The 16,649-nt window shown below is 42.6% G+C and carries 13 protein-coding genes; 4 read left to right on the forward strand and 9 right to left on the reverse strand.

Going from position 1 to position 16,649, the window contains the following annotated elements; all coding sequences use genetic code 11:
- Nucleotides 1-8: 8 nt before the first annotated feature.
- From gatB to IGI78_RS08900, 6 genes are all read right to left on the reverse strand, one after another.
- Complete coding sequence (gene gatB / locus IGI78_RS08875) at nucleotides 9-1,439, reverse strand: Asp-tRNA(Asn)/Glu-tRNA(Gln) amidotransferase subunit GatB (protein ID WP_005225979.1); 1,431 nt, start codon at nucleotides 1,437-1,439, stop codon at nucleotides 9-11.
- Nucleotides 1,436-2,908: an Asp-tRNA(Asn)/Glu-tRNA(Gln) amidotransferase subunit GatA gene (gatA, locus tag IGI78_RS08880; RefSeq protein ID WP_081118590.1), complete on the reverse strand. Its 1,473-nt coding sequence runs from the start codon at nucleotides 2,906-2,908 to the stop codon at nucleotides 1,436-1,438. The genes gatB and gatA overlap by 4 nt, the downstream gene beginning before the upstream one ends.
- Nucleotides 2,908-3,213, reverse strand: a complete 306-nt coding sequence (gene gatC, locus IGI78_RS08885) for an Asp-tRNA(Asn)/Glu-tRNA(Gln) amidotransferase subunit GatC (RefSeq protein WP_005225977.1) — start codon at nucleotides 3,211-3,213, stop codon at nucleotides 2,908-2,910. Before gatC ends, gatA begins: the two co-directional genes overlap by 1 nt.
- 215 nt (nucleotides 3,214-3,428) lie before the next feature.
- Entirely contained in the window at nucleotides 3,429-5,459 is a 2,031-nt protein-coding gene (ligA, locus tag IGI78_RS08890; protein WP_081118591.1) for an NAD-dependent DNA ligase LigA, read from the reverse strand.
- A 13-nt stretch (nucleotides 5,460-5,472) separates the two neighbouring features.
- A complete protein-coding gene (gene pcrA, locus IGI78_RS08895) occupies nucleotides 5,473-7,716 on the reverse strand; it encodes a DNA helicase PcrA (protein ID WP_081118592.1) in 2,244 nt (747 codons plus the stop codon).
- Between the two features lie 214 nt (nucleotides 7,717-7,930).
- Nucleotides 7,931-9,397, reverse strand: coding sequence for an alpha-amylase (locus IGI78_RS08900; RefSeq protein WP_081118593.1), 1,467 nt, complete (start codon nucleotides 9,395-9,397; stop codon nucleotides 7,931-7,933).
- Nucleotides 9,398-9,602: 205 nt separating this feature from the next.
- Here IGI78_RS08900 and IGI78_RS08905 point away from each other — a divergent pair, with 205 nt between their 5' ends.
- Genes IGI78_RS08905 through IGI78_RS08915 form a run of 3 tightly spaced genes read left to right on the forward strand, consistent with a single transcriptional unit; the run spans nucleotide 9,603 to nucleotide 13,211 of the window.
- Complete coding sequence (locus tag IGI78_RS08905; protein WP_081118594.1) at nucleotides 9,603-10,358, forward strand: DeoR/GlpR family DNA-binding transcription regulator; 756 nt, start codon at nucleotides 9,603-9,605, stop codon at nucleotides 10,356-10,358.
- Nucleotides 10,355-11,272, forward strand: coding sequence for a 1-phosphofructokinase (gene pfkB, locus IGI78_RS08910; RefSeq protein ID WP_081118595.1), 918 nt, complete (start codon nucleotides 10,355-10,357; stop codon nucleotides 11,270-11,272). The genes IGI78_RS08905 and pfkB overlap by 4 nt, the downstream gene beginning before the upstream one ends.
- A 13-nt stretch (nucleotides 11,273-11,285) precedes the next feature.
- Nucleotides 11,286-13,211 (forward strand): PTS fructose transporter subunit IIABC, encoded by a 1,926-nt coding sequence (locus tag IGI78_RS08915; protein WP_081118596.1) that lies wholly within the window; start codon nucleotides 11,286-11,288, stop codon nucleotides 13,209-13,211.
- Nucleotides 13,212-13,253: 42 nt separating this feature from the next.
- Here IGI78_RS08915 and IGI78_RS08920 read toward each other — a convergent pair whose 3' ends face one another.
- Nucleotides 13,254-14,585 carry a hypothetical protein gene (locus IGI78_RS08920; protein WP_195265074.1) on the reverse strand — a complete coding sequence of 444 codons (1,332 nt, stop codon included), beginning with the start codon at nucleotides 14,583-14,585 and terminating at the stop codon, nucleotides 13,254-13,256.
- A gap of 129 nt (nucleotides 14,586-14,714) precedes the next feature.
- Here IGI78_RS08920 and IGI78_RS08925 point away from each other — a divergent pair, with 129 nt between their 5' ends.
- Complete coding sequence (locus tag IGI78_RS08925; protein ID WP_170920138.1) at nucleotides 14,715-14,891, forward strand: SPJ_0845 family protein; 177 nt, start codon at nucleotides 14,715-14,717, stop codon at nucleotides 14,889-14,891.
- A 111-nt stretch (nucleotides 14,892-15,002) separates the two neighbouring features.
- On the opposite strand, the gene IGI78_RS08930 is transcribed toward IGI78_RS08925, so the two are convergent.
- Entirely contained in the window at nucleotides 15,003-15,884 is an 882-nt protein-coding gene (locus IGI78_RS08930; protein ID WP_081118598.1) for a helix-turn-helix domain-containing protein, read from the reverse strand.
- A gap of 171 nt (nucleotides 15,885-16,055) precedes the next feature.
- On the reverse strand, nucleotides 16,056-16,640 hold the full coding sequence (yihA, locus tag IGI78_RS08935; protein WP_077454549.1) for a ribosome biogenesis GTP-binding protein YihA/YsxC: 585 nt from the start codon (nucleotides 16,638-16,640) through the stop codon (nucleotides 16,056-16,058).
- Nucleotides 16,641-16,649 lie beyond the last annotated feature (9 nt).

Below are 16,649 nucleotides of genomic sequence, written 5' to 3' on the forward strand. Positions count from 1 at the left end.
CTTGCCTCTTATCGCTTTGCTAGTTCTTCTTGCAACAGCTTGTTCACAACGCCTGGATTCGCTTGTCCTTTGGTTGCTTTCATGATTTGACCAACTAAGAAACCAACTGCTCGGTCTTTTCCGTTTTTGAAGTCATCGACGGATTGTTGGTTGTTATCTAGTACTTCATTGATCATTGGTAGTAATTGCGCAGGATCTGATAATTGGATCAATCCTTTGGCTTTTACGACTTCTTCAGCGTCGCCGCCGTTTGTGATCAATTCTTTGAAGACTTTTTTCGCAATCTTCGAACTGATCGTGCCATCGGCGATCAAACGAATCATTCCCGCTAAATTATCTGGTGTCAATTTCGTTTCTGGCAGTTCCAATTTCTCACTGTTCAGATACGCTGAAACTTCACCCATCAACCAGTTAGAAGCTTGTTTGGGATCCGCACCGGCATCAATGGTTTTTTCAAAGAAATCGGACATTTCTTTTGATAAAGTCAAGACCATTGCATCGTATTCTGGTAAGCCCAGTTCAGAGATGTAACGAGCCCGGCGTTTTTGCGGCATTTCTGGCAAGCTTTGACGTACACGTTCGATCCATTCATCATCGATCACAAACCGTGGGATATCTGGTTCTGGGAAGTAACGATAATCAGAAGAACCTTCTTTGACACGCATCAATAATGTTTTGCTGGTTGCTTCATCAAAACGACGAGTTTCTTGTTGGATCTCGCCTCCAGAAAGCAATACTTTGGCTTGGCGTTTTTCTTCAAATGCCAGACCTTTTTTCACAAAGGACATAGAGTTTAAGTTTTTCAGCTCTGTTTTTGTTCCGAATTGTTCTTGGCCGTAAGGTCGCAACGAAATATTCGCATCGCAACGCATAGAACCTTCTTCCATTTTCACATCGGATACTTCTGTAAACAAGATGATTGAACGCAATGCTTCTAGATACGCATATGCTTCTTCTGGTGAACGCATATCCGCTTCGGAAACGATCTCGATCAAAGGGGTTCCTTGACGATTTAGATCAACATAAGAATAACCGCCTTTGCCGTGCATGTTTTTCCCGGCATCTTCTTCCAAATGAACTCGCTCGATGCGGATTTTTTTCTTTTTACCTTCCACTTCGATCTCGATCCACCCATCATGACCGATAGGTTGATCGAATTGTGAAATTTGATAGGCTTTTGGATTATCAGGATAGAAATAGTTTTTGCGGTCGAAATGCGTTTCTTTTGAGATTTCACAATTCAACGCAAGCGCAGCTTTCATCCCAAATTCGATAGCCGCTTTGTTCATTACTGGTAAAACACCTGGATAGCCCCAGTCAATCACATTCGTGTTGCTATTTGGTTCAGCGCCAAAGTGAGCAGGTGCTGGAGAAAAAATCTTTGATTCTGTTTTTAATTCTACGTGGACTTCAAGCCCAATGACTGTTTCGAAGTTCATGCCTTATCCCCTCCTAAAATCACTGGTTTTTTCGTGTGGAAATCAGTTGCTTGTTCAAAGGCATAAGCCGCTTTATACATGGTTGCTTCATCAAAATGTTTCCCAATGATCTGCAAGCCGACAGGCAGTCCTTCAGAAAAACCTGCTGGAATCGACATCCCTGGCAGTCCTGCTAAATTCACAGGAATGGTTAAAATATCATTCAAGTACATAGTGATCGGATCATTGATATTTTCTCCAATACCAAATGCTACCGTTGGGGAAGCTGGGCCAATGATCAAGTCGTATTGGCTGAAGACCTTATCGAAATCTTGTTTGATCAACGTTCGTACTTGACCGGCTTTTTTGAAGTATGCATCGTAGTAGCCAGCACTTAGTGAAAACGTACCTAACATGATCCGACGTTTTACTTCTTCCCCGAATCCTTCACTGCGAGAATTAACATAGACATCTTCTAAATTGCTGACATTCTCTGAACGGAAACCGTAACGGATGCCGTCAAAACGTTGCAAATTAGAACTTGCTTCTGAAGAAGCGATGATATAGTAAACAGCTACCCCATACTTTGAATGTGGCAAGCTGACTTCTTCCACGGTCGCTCCTAACGCACGGAAAGTCTCTGCAGCTTTTAAGATCGCTTCTCGGACGCCCGTTTGAATTCCTTCGCCTAAGTATTCTTTCGGCAAAGCAACTTTCATGCCTTTGATATCACCAGTCAAACCTGCTGTAAAATCAGGAACAGCTGCCCCGGCTGACGTACTATCTTTTGCATCAAACCCACTGATGGCATTTAATGCGATGGCATTGTCTTTCACACCACGGGTCATTGGACCAATTTGATCTAACGAAGATGCAAACGCGATCAAACCAAAACGAGAAACCCGTCCGTAGGTTGGCTTCAACCCGACGATTCCATTGAAAGCTGCTGGTTGGCGAATCGAACCACCCGTATCGCTACCTAATGATAAGGGGACTTGTCCCGCTGCAACTGCAGCCGCCGAGCCACCTGATGAACCACCAGGTACTTTTGTCTCGTCCCAAGCGTTTTTTGTTTTCTTAAAGAACGACGTTTCCGTACTCGCCCCCATCGCAAATTCATCCATGTTTAACTTACCTACTGGAATCATGTCTGCTTGGTAAACTTTGTCCATGACGGTTGCATCGTAGATTGGGTCAAAGTTGCCTAAAATTTTAGAAGCAGCTGTTGTGCGTAGATCTTTGGTAACAATGTTATCTTTGATCCCAATGGGAATCCCTGCCAACACATTGCTTTCAGTGATACCTTTTTGATCGATAGCTTGCGCTAACGCATGGGCTTTTTCTTCGTTCAATGCAAGAAACGCATCGACTTTTGGCTCTGTTTCTTTAATGCGAGCAAAGGTTTCGCTCGTTAGATCTGTCGCAGTAATTTCCTTTGACACTAATAAGCTATGCAATTCTTCTAAGCTTTTATTATATAGTTCAGTCATTAGGCACCCGCCTCCCCATTGTCAATGATTGCAGGCACTTTAATAAAGCCTTCTTCGGATTCTGGAACATTTTTCATTAATTCATCACGGTCCCAGCCGCCGGTCGTTACATCTTCACGCATCACGTTGATCGTTTCTGCTACATTCGATGTAAAGGGTACTCCTGTGGTGTCCACTTCTTCAAGTGTTTCAACCATATCAATAATTTTTCCTAGCTGAGAGGTAAACTCATGTAATTCATCGTCTGAGAATGAAAGTTTTGCTAGTTTGGCAACGTGTTTGACTTGTTCTTCGCTGATCGCCATAAAATCCTCCTCTTTCTCGTATCCGTAATCTACGTTTACGTTTTTCCAATGTATTGTATCATTTTTTTAACAAATCATGAAATAGAATTTGAAAATTATCAAATATAATTGCAAATAAAAGCAGAAATCATTTCTTTCCTCGGATTGCAGGGAAGAAATGATTTCAATTAGACAAGAAGAAACAACTGCTTCTCGTCTGTGACAATACTTAACAGTTATTGATCTGCCGAATGACTGCCTTCGATCGCAGCCACCATTTGAGCTTCATCCCAAACGGTAACGCCTAGGGACTGTGCTTTGGTCAGTTTACTGCCAGCCTCTTCCCCGGCAACAACGATATCAGTCTTTTTCGACACACTGCCTGTTACCTTCCCACCGAGATTTTCAATTCGTTCCTTGGCTTCTTCGCGGGTGAAATGACTCAATTTCCCTGTCAAAACGACGGTTTTCTCTTTAAATGGCGACTCCACTTCTTCCAATTGATCCGTTCTCAGCCCTAGATAAGCAAAGTTAACACCCGCTTTTTCAAGTTCATCTAAAAGGACGTGAACTTCTTGATTGTCAAAATACGTAACGACACTTTCCGCAATTGTAGCACCAATGGTTTCCAACGAAATGATCTCTTCTTCTTTGGCTTTGCTAAGGGTTCGAAGATCACCAAAATGTTCCGCTAAAATCCGAGCCGCTTTGGCACCAACATGACGGATGCCTAGCCCGAAAATTAAGCGCTCAACTGAATTTTCTTTGCTTTGATGGATGGCACGCAAAAGGTTATTAGCTGATTTCTCTTTGATTTTATCGAGGGTCAGCAATTGTTCTTCTGTTAAAAAGTACAAGTCGGCCACATCTTTGACTAAGGATTTATCGAACATTTGCTCTAAAACACGTGGCCCTAAACCATCAATATTCATAGCGTTTCGGGAAACAAAGTGGCTTAACCCCTCTTTGATCTGCGCTGGACACTTCGGATTGATACAACGCAAGGCAACTTCTTCATCTAAATGGATCAGCTCACTCCCGCATTCGGGACAATGTGTAGGCGATTCAAAGGGTTGACTTGCTTCCGTGCGTTTTTCTTCCAAGACTTTCGCAACCTCTGGAATAATGTCCCCCGCCTTATAGATGATGACCGAATCGCCAATGCGAATGTCCTTCATTTTAATGAAATCTACATTATGCAAACTGGCACGGCTGACCGTCGTTCCGGCAACCCGGACAGGGGTCATAACAGCGGTCGGTGTCACAACACCCGTTCGTCCCACGGTCCATTCGATCGTTTCGATCACTGTTTCCGCTTCTTCCGGTGGAAATTTATATGCCGCCGCCCATCGGGGTGCTTTTACGGTAAAGCCTAGCGCATCTTGATCTTTAAAATTATTGACTTTGATGACAACACCATCTATCTCGTAAGGAAGCTCACTGCGCTTGTCATGAAACTCTTCGATATATGCCCATACCTCATCGATGGTGTGGCAAACTCTGCGTTCGTGATTTGTACGAAAGCCTAATTGATCTAATTCATTCAATGCCGAAAATTGATCATTGGCTTCAATCGGACCAAAATCAGCCAGTGTGTACAAGAAGGTGCTTAAGTTTCTTTGGGCTGCGATCCGTGTGTCTAATTGTCGCAAGCTTCCAGCAGCTGCATTTCTCGGATTGGCGAAAACTTCCACCCCTTCTTCTTCTCGCTGTTGATTCAACTTCAAAAACGAAGCCTTTGGCATATAGCATTCGCCACGAACTTCCAACGAGATTGGTTCTTTTAATTTTAGTGGGATCGATTTGACGGTCTTTAGGTTTTCTGTAATGTTTTCACCTACCGTACCATCCCCTCGAGTTGCTCCCCGAACAAAGCGCCCTTCTTCATATTTTAATGAGATAGACAATCCATCGATTTTTAGCTCGCAGACATAATCTACCGCTTTCCCCAATGCTTTTTGAACACGGGCATCAAAAGCCACGATTCCTTCTTTATCAAACACATCGTTCAAACTATAAAGTGGGATATCGTGGGTGACTTTTTCAAAGCCAGGTAAAATGATGCCACCTACTCGTTGGGTGGGCGAGTCTTCGGTTACTAGCTGCGGGTAGTTGGTTTCAATTTCAACCAGTTCTGCATACAGCTGATCATAGAGATAATCTTCAACAGAAGGTTGATCTTTTACATAGTATTCGTAGGCGTACTGATTTAATTGCGTACGCAGCTCTTCTGCTCGTGATTGGATTTCTTTTGAAGGGACATCCATCCTAATATCCTCCTTATTTTTCAACTTTTTCAATCGGCGCAAAGGCCGCCAACAGTCGTTTGACGCCTTGTTGTGGGAATGCCACATCTAATTCGATGTCTTGCGCGCTGCCAGTCGTCCGAACGACCGTGCCGATTCCCCATTTTTTATGTTGAACTTTCTCGCCAACTTGCCATGTATTCCCCGCTGCAGAGGTCTGTTGCTTAGAAGCGACGGTCGTTTGACGCGGCTGTGTATAGCTCGGTTTAAAGACTTTTGGTTGAAACGGTGCAGCAGCTTTAGGCTGTGAACGCTCGCCTAATGATTGCAGCAGATCTTGTTCGATTTCTTCGATAAACCGTGACGGACGATTGTATTGGGTACGGCCGTATAATGTTCTGGAAAAAGCGTTGGTCATAAAGAGCTCTTCCTCGGCACGAGTGATCCCCACATAAGCAAGGCGCCGCTCTTCTTCGAGTTCGCTTTCTTCCATTAAAGCTCGAGAAAGCGGGAAGATATTTTCTTCCAACCCAATTAAGAATACCACTGGAAACTCTAGTCCTTTTGCCGCATGCAAGGTCATCAAAGTCACTTGACTACTTTCTTCTTCATAACTATCGACGTCTGACAATAAAGCTAAGTCATTTAAGAAAACACTCAACTTCTCATCTGGTGCATCTGCATCGTCTTCGTTTTGCGCCTCAAACCGTTTGTCGAATTCTTGGGTAACCGATAAAAATTCTTCCAGGTTTTCAAGTCTAGCTTGTGCTTCTAAATTATTCTGGTTGACTAACTCTTGACGATAACCCGTTTTTTCTAATATTTCTTTCGTCAGTTCGGTTACTGAGAGGTAAGGAACCATTTGGGCGAAGCCATCCATCATCATCCCAAAGCTTCCTAATTCTTTGCCGGCCTTCCCCGAAATATTTGCTAACTCGACGTTCATGGCTGCTTCTAACAATGACCATTCATGAAGATTCGCAAACTCTCGTAGTTTCTCGACGGATGTCGCACCGATCCCACGTTTTGGTACATTGATGATTCGTTCCAAGCTGATGGAATCTCGTGGATTGGCGATCGCCGATAAATAAGCCAAAATATCACGAATTTCTTTGCGGTCATAGAACTTTCTGCCGCCGACCATCGTATAAGGAACGTTGGCTTTTAAAAGCATTTCTTCAATGATCCGTGACTGGGCGTTGGTCCGATACAAAATCGCAAAATCACCGAATTTACGGTTCTTTTCTGCAATTTGTTTCTGCATTTCACTGACGATAAATCGCGCTTCATCTCGTTCACTATCCCCGCGATAATAAGTGATCTTTTCCCCATCACGATTTTCTGTCCACAGATTTTTATCTGGACGGTTGCGGTTATTTTTGATTACTTGGTTTGCCGCATTTAAAATCGTTTGCGTTGAACGATAGTTTTGCTCTAACAAAATCGTCGCGGCATCTGGATAGTCCTTTTCAAAGTCTAAAATATTTTGCATGTTGGCACCACGCCAACCGTAAATACTTTGGTCCGCATCCCCAACAACACAAAGATTTCGAAAACGAGCGGCCAATAAATTGACCAGCGTGTATTGGGCGTGGTTAGTATCTTGGTATTCATCGACATGGATATAGTGGAATTTCCGTTGGTAAAATTGCAGCGCATCTTCATTGTCTTGGAAGAGGCGGATCGTATTCATGATTAAATCATCGAAGTCCATGCATTGATTATTGCGCAGCTCTTTTTGATATTTTTCATAACAACGACCCACGATCTGCTCAAATAGACTACCTTCCATGGCTTGGTAAGCTTCAGGTGTCAATAGCTCGTTCTTTGCATGAGAGATCGTTCCCAAAATGGAACGAGGATCATATTTTTTGGGATCGATATTCAATTCTTTTAATACCCGTTTCATCAGGGTATTTTGCTCAGAAGAGTCAATGATGGTAAAATTCTTCGAATAACCGATTCGATCAACATCTCTGCGCAAGATTCTGACACACATCGAGTGGAAGGTCGAGACCCAAACGTCTTCTCCACCGGAACCTAATAATTGGCTGACCCGTTCCTTCATTTCCCGCGCCGCTTTATTGGTAAAAGTGATGGCTAAAATGTTCCATGGATTTACATTTTTTTCTTCTATTAAATAGGCGATTCGGTGGGTTAGGACACGGGTCTTCCCGCTTCCTGCCCCTGCCATCAGCAGCAACGGTCCTTCCGTATGCATAACGGCTTCTTTTTGCCGTGGATTCATGCGTTCAAGTAATTCACTTTTGGATGACATGATTTTAAACATCCTTTCTTTCTCAATCTTCTCAATTATAGCATTATCCGGGAAAGGGGAAAACCGAACGCTTTGAAAACTTTTAATTAAAAGCGCTTTGATTTTTTTCCTTACGATGCCTTCCGTTTTGAAAGAAAAAAGTCAGTCCATATTTGTTTACATAATAAAGAGGCTGTAAACTTACCAGCCTCTTTATTAGTTTTATTAATGAAAATCAGCTAAAATATTTCTCCACTAGCTTTTCATTCACATAGATCGATACTTGTCCATCATTGACCGGGAAAAGTCCTTTTCCGGTATCATCTAAAACCACTTTCGCTTCATTATTCTTTAATATATCCACGAAGGTCTCTCCACCATGGATCGCGCTGATGGTCATTTCTTTTTCCGCTCCTTGGGCATTGGTCATCACGACCGCTAATCCAGAAAGCTCATGTTCATAATCGCCAGTTAATACCCAGCCGATACAGTTAGGATCATCAAAATAGTCCACTTGGTTCCCAAATGCAAGCTTCTCTCGAAGTTTCAGCATATGGACCAGCGCATCTCCCACAGGGGCGATTTCTTGCGCGGGAATCCCAAATAAATCCCCCCAGAAAACTACGGGTACGCCAGCTTTACGTAAAAGGATCAATGAATAGGCATGGACTTTAAACCATCCGTCTATCCAAGATTGTAAACTTTGTCCGACTTGCGTATCATGATTGTCTACAAAAGTCACCGCATAATCTTCGCGCGCGGCAGTCAGTGTACCGGCAAAAATTTGACTCATATCATATTCGCCATTCGAGTGAGATGCTTCATATAAATTATAGTGCAAAGGCACATCGAATAAATAAATCAGATTTCCTGAAGAATCTAAATACTCTTCTAATTTTGGCAGATCCCCTGACCAATATTCTCCAACAACAAATAGTGGTTTGCCTTTTTCTTCCCGACGATTCAAGATCCAATCTGCGTAATAGTTGAACTCAATGTGTTTCACCGCATCTAGTCGATACCCATCAACGCCGGTCAGTTCTTGGTACCATTGGCCCCATTTATTGAGTTGTTCCACTGTTTCGGGATTTTCCATGTCCAAGTCACAACCCATTAAATAGTCGTAATTGCCCATCTCATCATCCACTTGGTTTTCCCAGCCCTTATCAGCGAAGTTAAAAATCCCGTGGTCTTTGTTGCGGTCATCATAATCGACACCAGAAAAATTATGCCACGTCCAAACGTAATCATTGTACGTCCCCTGACGTCCTGGGAAGGTGAACTTGGTCCAGGCTTCGATTTCTTCCTCATCACTGATCGGTTCATTCCGGTTTTCGGTATTGTATTTGACCGCCGGAACGACTTCTTTTTCATCGGCACCAATCAAGTGATTGAAGACGATGTCGGCATAAACCTCTACTCCTTGTTCTTGCAGTGCTTTGATAGCTTCTAGATATTCATCCTTTGTCCCATATTTTGTTGGCACCGACCCCTTTTGATCGAACTCGCCTAGATCATAATAATCATAGACACCATACCCAACGTCTTCGGACCCAGCTGTCCCTTTATAGGCAGGTGGCAGCCAAATTGCGGTAAATCCATACTCTTTGATTTCTTTACTCATTTCTTTCAATTTGTTCCAATGCTGGCTATCTGCCGGCAGGTCCCATTCGAACCCTTGTAAAATGACTTTGTTATTCATTTATTTATCCCCCCTTACTTCAATTAAGCCAAATAATAGTAAAAATTGTCAAATATAAGGATAGCGATCAAATCAAAATGACGGTTATCATGACCGTTTATGACCGATTATAATTATTCACGCTTACATTATGAATGTTTTTTACTGTTTGTGATTGATTTTGAATGAATCATATGGTATCATGGCAAGTGAAGAGGTGATGAAAATGCTTACAGAGGAGCGTCATCAAGCAATTTTGGCACGATTGGAACAAGAAGAGATCGTCAAGGTCAGTGAACTGATTCAACTGTTGGATGCTTCAGAATCAACGATCCGCAGAGACCTGCAAGAATTGGAAGACAAAGGATTTTTAGTCAGAATTCACGGTGGAGCCAAGAAAAGCCAGCAATTAGGCTTCGAACCAAACATGTCAGAAAAAACGGCGAAGTTTCAAACGGAAAAGCAAAAAATAGCAAAAGCAGCTGCCCAGACGATCAAAAATGGTGAAGTCATTTACTTAGATGCTGGAACAACGACTCTCGAAATGATTCCTTTCCTATCGGCTATCACAGGCCTTAAGGTGGTCACAAATTCCGTCAAGCACGCTTCCCTACTGATTGATCACGGGATCGACACCATGATTTTAGGGGGAACCATTAAGATAACTACGAACGCTGTGTTAGGGATCAATGCTGGAGAACAACTGCGAAAACTACGCTTTAATCGTTGTTTTATGGGCATGAACGGGGCTCACTCTGAGGCTGGGTTCACCACACCCGATCCTGAAGAAGCCCTGATCAAGCAGATTGCACTAGAGCACAGTCAACAAGCCTATGTCTTGCTAGACCATTCCAAATTTCAGCAAACAACTTTTGCTCAAGTTGCCTTTATTGAAGGGGCTACGATCATCACCGATTATTGCCCAAAAAACTATTTAGCGAAATTCAGAGCAAAAACAACCATTATGGAGGTAATACAATGATTTACACAGTAACACTCAATCCATCGATCGATTTTATCGTCCACGTCGATCATTTGGAGATCGGTGCCCTTAATCGAATGAAACAAGACTTTAAACTACCTGGTGGCAAGGGAATCAATGTCTCACGGATTTTGAAGCGAATTGGCATTTCCTCGACTGCCCTTGGTTTTGTTGGCGGATTTACTGGTCGTTTTATTGAAGAGTGGCTGACTAAAGAGGAAATCAACAGCAACTTTACACAAGTCGCTGCCGATACCCGAATCAATATCAAATTAAAATCTGGCGAAGAAACTGAGATCAACGGGCTTGGTCCAGTGATCAGTGACAAGGAAATCGCCGGACTAAAACAACAACTAGCCGCTCTTTCTGCCGAAGACATCGTCATCCTATCAGGAAGTAAACCAGCTGGTCTTCCAGCCGACTTTTATAAAGAATTGATCAAAATCGTTAAAGAAGCCGGTGCGGAATTTGTCATTGATACGACCGGTGCGGAACTTTTTGATGCTTTAACGGATCAACCTTTGTTGATCAAACCAAATAATCATGAATTAGCCGAACTATATGAAACTTCTTTTTCAACAATCGAAGATATTTTGCCTTATGGTCAAAAAATGTTAAAGGATGGTGCTAAAAATGTCATCGTCTCTCTAGGTGGTGATGGTGCCCTGCTCTTTACTGGCAATGAGATCTATCGCTCCAATGTGTTGAAACGACCTTTGAAAAATTCAGTTGGTGCTGGAGATTCCATGATTGCTGGATTCATTGGACGTTACGCGAAGACCAAAGATGTGGTTGACGCATTCAAATGGGGTGTCGCTTGTGGCAGTGCTACTGCTTTTTCTGATGATTTAGCTGAGGCGTCATTTATCGAAGAACTACTACCGGAAGTCATTATTGAACAAGTAAATTTATAGGAGGATGGAAAAAATGAAAATCAACGAGTTGATGCTGAAAGATGCCATGATCATGGACTTGCAAGCAACAGACAAAAAAGGTGCCATTGATGAAATGGTCGCAAAATTATATGCTGTCGGACGAATTTCAGATATCGAAGTCTACAAAGAAGGAATTCTTGCCCGAGAAGCCCAAACATCAACAGGGCTAGGTGACGGCATCGCAATGCCCCATGCCAAAAATAGTGCGGTCAAAGAAGCGACGGTCTTATTCGCAAAAAGTAATGCGGGTGTCGACTATGAGGCGTTAGATGGACAACCAACGTACCTCTTCTTTATGATTGCAGCACCAGAAGGAGCAAATGATACTCATTTACAAGCATTAGCAGCTCTCTCTCGCTTATTGATCGATCCAGATTTCGTTGCTAAATTAAAAACAGCGACAACTGCTGATCAAGTACAGCAACTTTTCTCAGAAGCTGAGGCACAGCAAGAAGCCGATGCTTTAGCAGAAGAAGCGGCAAACCAAGAAGCAGCACCTACTAGCGAACGTCCCTATATCGTCGCAGTTACAGCTTGCCCAACAGGGATCGCTCATACCTACATGGCAGAAGATGCTTTGAAAAAGAAAGCCAAAGAACTTGGCGTTGACATCAAAGTTGAAACAAATGGTTCAGAAGGAATCAAAAATCGTTTAACAGAAGCTGATATCGCCCGAGCTACTGGTGTGATCGTAGCTGCCGATAAAAAAGTTGAAATGGATCGCTTTGACGGCAAACATTTAGTAAACCGTCCAGTCAGCGATGGTATCCGTAAAACTGAGCAATTAATCAATGAAGCAATGAGCGGAACTGCTCCTGTTTTTCATGGTAGCGGCCAAACTTCTGATAAAGAGGACGCTTCTGCTGATGGTTCAGTCGGTCAACGAATCTATAAAGATTTGATGAATGGTGTTTCTCACATGCTACCATTTGTTATTGCCGGTGGAATCATGATCGCTATTTCCTTCATGGTTGACCAGTTCATGGGTGTCCCTCAAGATGCCTTGAGTCAATTAGGAAACTACAACCAAGCAGCTTCTTGGTTCAATCAAATCGGTAGCGCGGCATTTGGTTTTATGCTACCTGTCTTAGCTGGATTTATCGCTTCAAGTATCAGTGACCGACCTGGATTGATCGTCGGTTTCGCAGCAGGTGCTTTAGCAAATACAGGTGGTGCTGGTTTCTTAGGTGCCTTGATCGGCGGTTTCCTAGCTGGTTACGTCATCAAGTTCTTACGTTCATTATTCAAAGGCTTACCAAAATCATTAGAAGGAATCAAAACGATCCTCTTCTACCCTGTTTTCGGTCTTTTGATCACTGGTTTCTTGATGTTATTGATCAACGTGCCAATGAAAGCCATCAACGATGGTTTAAACAGCTTCCTGACCGGCTTAAGTGGCACAAATGCTGCTTTGCTTGGTGCGTTGCTAGCAGCGATGATGGCAGCCGATCTAGGTGGCCCAATCAACAAAGCCGCTTATGTTTTCGGTACTGCAACATTGGCAACCACCGTTGCTGAAGGTGGTAGCGTCGTGATGGCATCAGTAATGGCCGGCGGAATGGTTCCTCCATTGGCAATTTTTGTCGCAACACTATTGTTCAAAAACAAATTCACGAAAGACCAAAAAGAAGCAGGTTTGACAAATATCGTCATGGGGCTATCCTTCGTCACTGAAGGTGCGATCCCATTTGCAGCAGCAGATCCACTACGGGCGATCCCAAGCTTTATCGTTGGTTCTGCACTGACTGGTGCGCTTGTCGGTGCCTTTGATATCCAATTAATGGCCCCACACGGTGGGATCTTCGTTGTCCTATTATTATCTAAACCAATTTTGTTCTTGCTATTCATCTTGATCGGTGCAATCGTTTCTGGCGTCGTATTCGGTTTGTTGAAAAAAGCGCCTGAGCAAACAGCCTAATTGAAAAGACCCGCAAGATCCTGGTGATCTTGCGGGTCTTTTTCATTCTTGATTGGTAAAGAGCTGCTGTTCGACTAGCTTTTGGGTATTCATAAAATATACTCGTAGTTTTTTCCCATCCTTCTTTAGGTTAACCCACGTATATTTGCGCGTGCGGTGCAAATACCCAAAATGAACATCCGGCATCGCTGCTTTCAATCCGTCTATCGGCAGCTCCTTCAAGGCTGTTTCTGGTAAATAAAATTGTAAGCAAGCCGTGTAGTCTTTAAAGCGATCCTCTGAGTAATCAATTTCGAGGTGATTCCGAATATAAAAGGCATATGCCTCGACCCCATCATCTACAGTCAATTCCGGTTTTAATACGATATAATCCATCATGCGCAACCGCTCTTGATCAATCCAAGGAAAATATGCTTGTGCATTCAAGTAACCTTTTACCCGACGCTCCTGGTACTCTTCATTCACCAGGTCGAAGCTTCGAGTGACGAAATGTGTCGCGTTACGCTTAGTTGTCGGCTGCATCCGATCATTTTGGTATTGGATGGTTTGGATCAAGTGATCGCCAAAGGCGTATTCAATATATGGTTCTCTTAAAATACCGACGCCGTTATCCCATGTCAATTGATCAATCCCAGTTTGATCACGAAACAAACGCTGGTAAGAAAGATTCAACTCGTGATCCCACTGAAATGGATCGCGATACAATTCCACCATCACGATTCCTTGATCTCTCACTTGGACTTGCTCAACTTGTTGCGCATCCGTAATGATCACCTGAGGAATGATATGCGCGTAGAATGCCGAAAAGTACATTCGCCAGCAAGAGGTCAGTGTATAGCCATTGTAAAAGACGTCGTAACCAGAAAACTGATTGCAGTCGATGACGATTTCTTGTTCAAAATTTTTCCGCTTCGGTAACGCGTTGATTTCAGCAATCGATTGAAAATTTTGTCTTTTCTCGATTCGCTCGACGTTATGCATCAAGTACTCGTCATATGAACGCAAATAGCCGAACAAGCCATCTCTTTGCATCGTTTCATCGAAGTAACTTAAAATAACTGGTTTTTGCGTGGAAAATACGTCTTTCGTAAACAGATGTCGTTGCAACACTGCTTCTTGAATGACATGGATACTGGACTCATTTTGGCCATCCGTCACAATAATTTCTGTATTGATTTCTTCAGGGGCATTATGCAACAACCGACTGATTTCATTAAAATCGTAGGGTTTCTTTTCTTGCTGATTGTAGTAATATTCCGTCGGCTGATAGCTAAGACGAACCAAAGTGAACCAATTCTCAATCAACAAACGCAACTGTGATGCTTCCATTTGTGTCGATTGTAGAAAGCCATAGATTTTTTCAGTTTTGATCATCGCTATCCCTCTTTTCTATCCCCTTTCTTTAATTATAGTAAAGGGAGAAACGATTGAACACTATTTCGCTTTTTTTTGATGAAATCTCAGACCTTTCGTGGTAAACTAAAGGCGCTTGGAGGTGAACCTATGGGCTTAAAATTCCAACGAGAAGACTCGCTAGATAAAATGTTTGATGATTTTGCCTTTCTTCCCGATAACGATAAGGACAATAAAAAGCAACAAAACGATATTGAACGTTTCTTAAAAAACGAACCTGATGATGAGAAAAAAACACAAACAAAAGATAGTAAGAAAGCAGACTAATAAAAAAGGCAAAGGACGCTTCCGTCCCTTGCCTTTTTACTTATGCGAATAGAAAATGAGCCACTGAGTCTACTTAAATGCAACAATCAGAATTGGCATCTAACGATTTCCTTATAGCTCTTCATACATCATGCTTTGACGTAATCGCACCAAGCCAACGGTCAACAAGCAGAGAATAAGGAAGACGGCTACTAAGATCGTCATCACGAAGATCACCACAAAAATCGGTGAATTTGTAAAATGAATCATTGGTTCAAAGATAGTGGTCTTGATCAAGTCAGGGATCTCCGAGGCTAAGAGTTGTTGAATCGCTTGGTTAAAATCCTCTGTGGTTGAATTTGATGGCAAAACAGCCATAAAACTCCCCACACCGTAATTGGCAACCCCAATCCACGCAATTGCAACATTCGCTAGAGCGAGCCAGCCAATGCCAAGATTACCGACAACAATCGAGCCGACAGCAAGATTGCCAATCCCAACTAAAAAGCCAAAACAGAGGTTCCCTATTGCAATAACACCGGTGCTGACTGTCCCAATCCCTACCATTCCGAAGGACAATAAGCCAATCGATAAAAAACCTAAGCTGACAATTCCCAAAGCAATAACCCCTTTGGCTTTGACACCAAGGCTAAACCAGCCGCTGGCAGTTGGTAACTCTTTTATCAGAACAAAAAACTCTCGAACACTCGTCACTTGATTCAGCAATAAGAATAAATTGGGAATCAAAATATGCATTAACGGAAGCCGCAGAACCATCCGTTCACTTTTGTATTCATAATAATAGGTTTCTTTCTTTTCTTTTAGTAACTCTTCCACTGGTGTCCCTAGTAAATCGGCTAGATGAACCAATGTCTCGATATCTGGCAATCCATTCCCTCGTTCCCATTTTGAAATGGCCTTATCAGAAACAAATAACCTTGCAGCTAATTCTTTCTGAGTTAAGTTATGCCTTGATCGATACTCTTTTAGTTTTTTACTCAATGTTTCATGCATTCGACCACACCTCCTTGTTACAAGTTTAACAAATAACAAGGAGATTTTCGCTAAAATTGGGCAAATTTAGCACTCTACGCTGCGTAGAATAGCATAAAACAGCTAATTTCCACTATAAAATGCGAAAAACCGAAGCAAGGGACTTCTTTGCTTCGGTTTCCGAATTAATAATTATTTTATTGCTGCTTCAATCGCTTTCCAGGCTTCTTCTTTTCCTTGTTTGGTAATAGAAGAAAATAGGATAAACGTATCTGCTGGATCAAAGGACAACGCTTTTTTGATCATACTCTCGTGCTTGTTCCATTTTCCACGAGGAATTTTATCTGCTTTGGTAGCAACCACGATCACCGGGATCTCATAATACTTTAAAAATTCATACATTTGAATATCTTCTTGGGAAGGTGCGTGACGTAAATCAACCAAAGATACTACTGCTCGCAGCTGCTCTCTTTGTTCGAGGTACGTTTCAATCATTTTCCCCCATTTCGCTCGCTCGGTTTTCGATACTTTTGCATAGCCATAGCCAGGGACATCGACAAAATGCAGCGTATTTTCAATCAAATAAAAGTTCAACGTTTGGGTCTTCCCCGGTTTTGACGAGGTACGGGCTAAGTTTTTACGGTTAATCAATGTATTGATAAAGGATGATTTACCGACATTGGAACGCCCTGCTAAGGCAATCTCCGGTAAGGGTGTGTCTGGGTATTGTGCTGGTGATACAGCACTGATGACGATCTCAGCATCATGTACTTTCATTGGATCGCT

Source organism: Enterococcus sp. DIV1767 (genome assembly GCF_050542585.1).
GTDB lineage: Bacteria > Bacillota > Bacilli > Lactobacillales > Enterococcaceae > Enterococcus_D > Enterococcus_D innesii.

Excerpts from the sequence above, each read along its gene's own strand:
- pfkB (WP_081118595.1), top strand. The coding sequence starts at position 10,355 with ATGATTTACACAGTAACACTCAATCCATCGATCGATTTTATCGTCCAC.
- gatA (WP_081118590.1), bottom strand. The coding sequence starts at position 2,908 with ATGACTGAACTATATAATAAAAGCTTAGAAGAATTGCATAGCTTATTA.
- IGI78_RS08915 (WP_081118596.1), top strand. The coding sequence starts at position 11,286 with ATGAAAATCAACGAGTTGATGCTGAAAGATGCCATGATCATGGACTTG.
- IGI78_RS08900 (WP_081118593.1), bottom strand. The coding sequence starts at position 9,397 with ATGAATAACAAAGTCATTTTACAAGGGTTCGAATGGGACCTGCCGGCA.
- IGI78_RS08920 (WP_195265074.1), bottom strand. The coding sequence starts at position 14,585 with ATGATCAAAACTGAAAAAATCTATGGCTTTCTACAATCGACACAAATG.
- pcrA (WP_081118592.1), bottom strand. The coding sequence starts at position 7,716 with ATGTCATCCAAAAGTGAATTACTTGAACGCATGAATCCACGGCAAAAA.
- ligA (WP_081118591.1), bottom strand. The coding sequence starts at position 5,459 with ATGGATGTCCCTTCAAAAGAAATCCAATCACGAGCAGAAGAGCTGCGT.
- yihA (WP_077454549.1), bottom strand. The coding sequence starts at position 16,640 with ATGAAAGTACATGATGCTGAGATCGTCATCAGTGCTGTATCACCAGCA.
- gatB (WP_005225979.1), bottom strand. The coding sequence starts at position 1,439 with ATGAACTTCGAAACAGTCATTGGGCTTGAAGTCCACGTAGAATTAAAA.
- gatC (WP_005225977.1), bottom strand. The coding sequence starts at position 3,213 with ATGGCGATCAGCGAAGAACAAGTCAAACACGTTGCCAAACTAGCAAAA.
- IGI78_RS08905 (WP_081118594.1), top strand. The coding sequence starts at position 9,603 with ATGCTTACAGAGGAGCGTCATCAAGCAATTTTGGCACGATTGGAACAA.
- IGI78_RS08925 (WP_170920138.1), top strand. The coding sequence starts at position 14,715 with ATGGGCTTAAAATTCCAACGAGAAGACTCGCTAGATAAAATGTTTGAT.
- IGI78_RS08930 (WP_081118598.1), bottom strand. The coding sequence starts at position 15,884 with ATGCATGAAACATTGAGTAAAAAACTAAAAGAGTATCGATCAAGGCAT.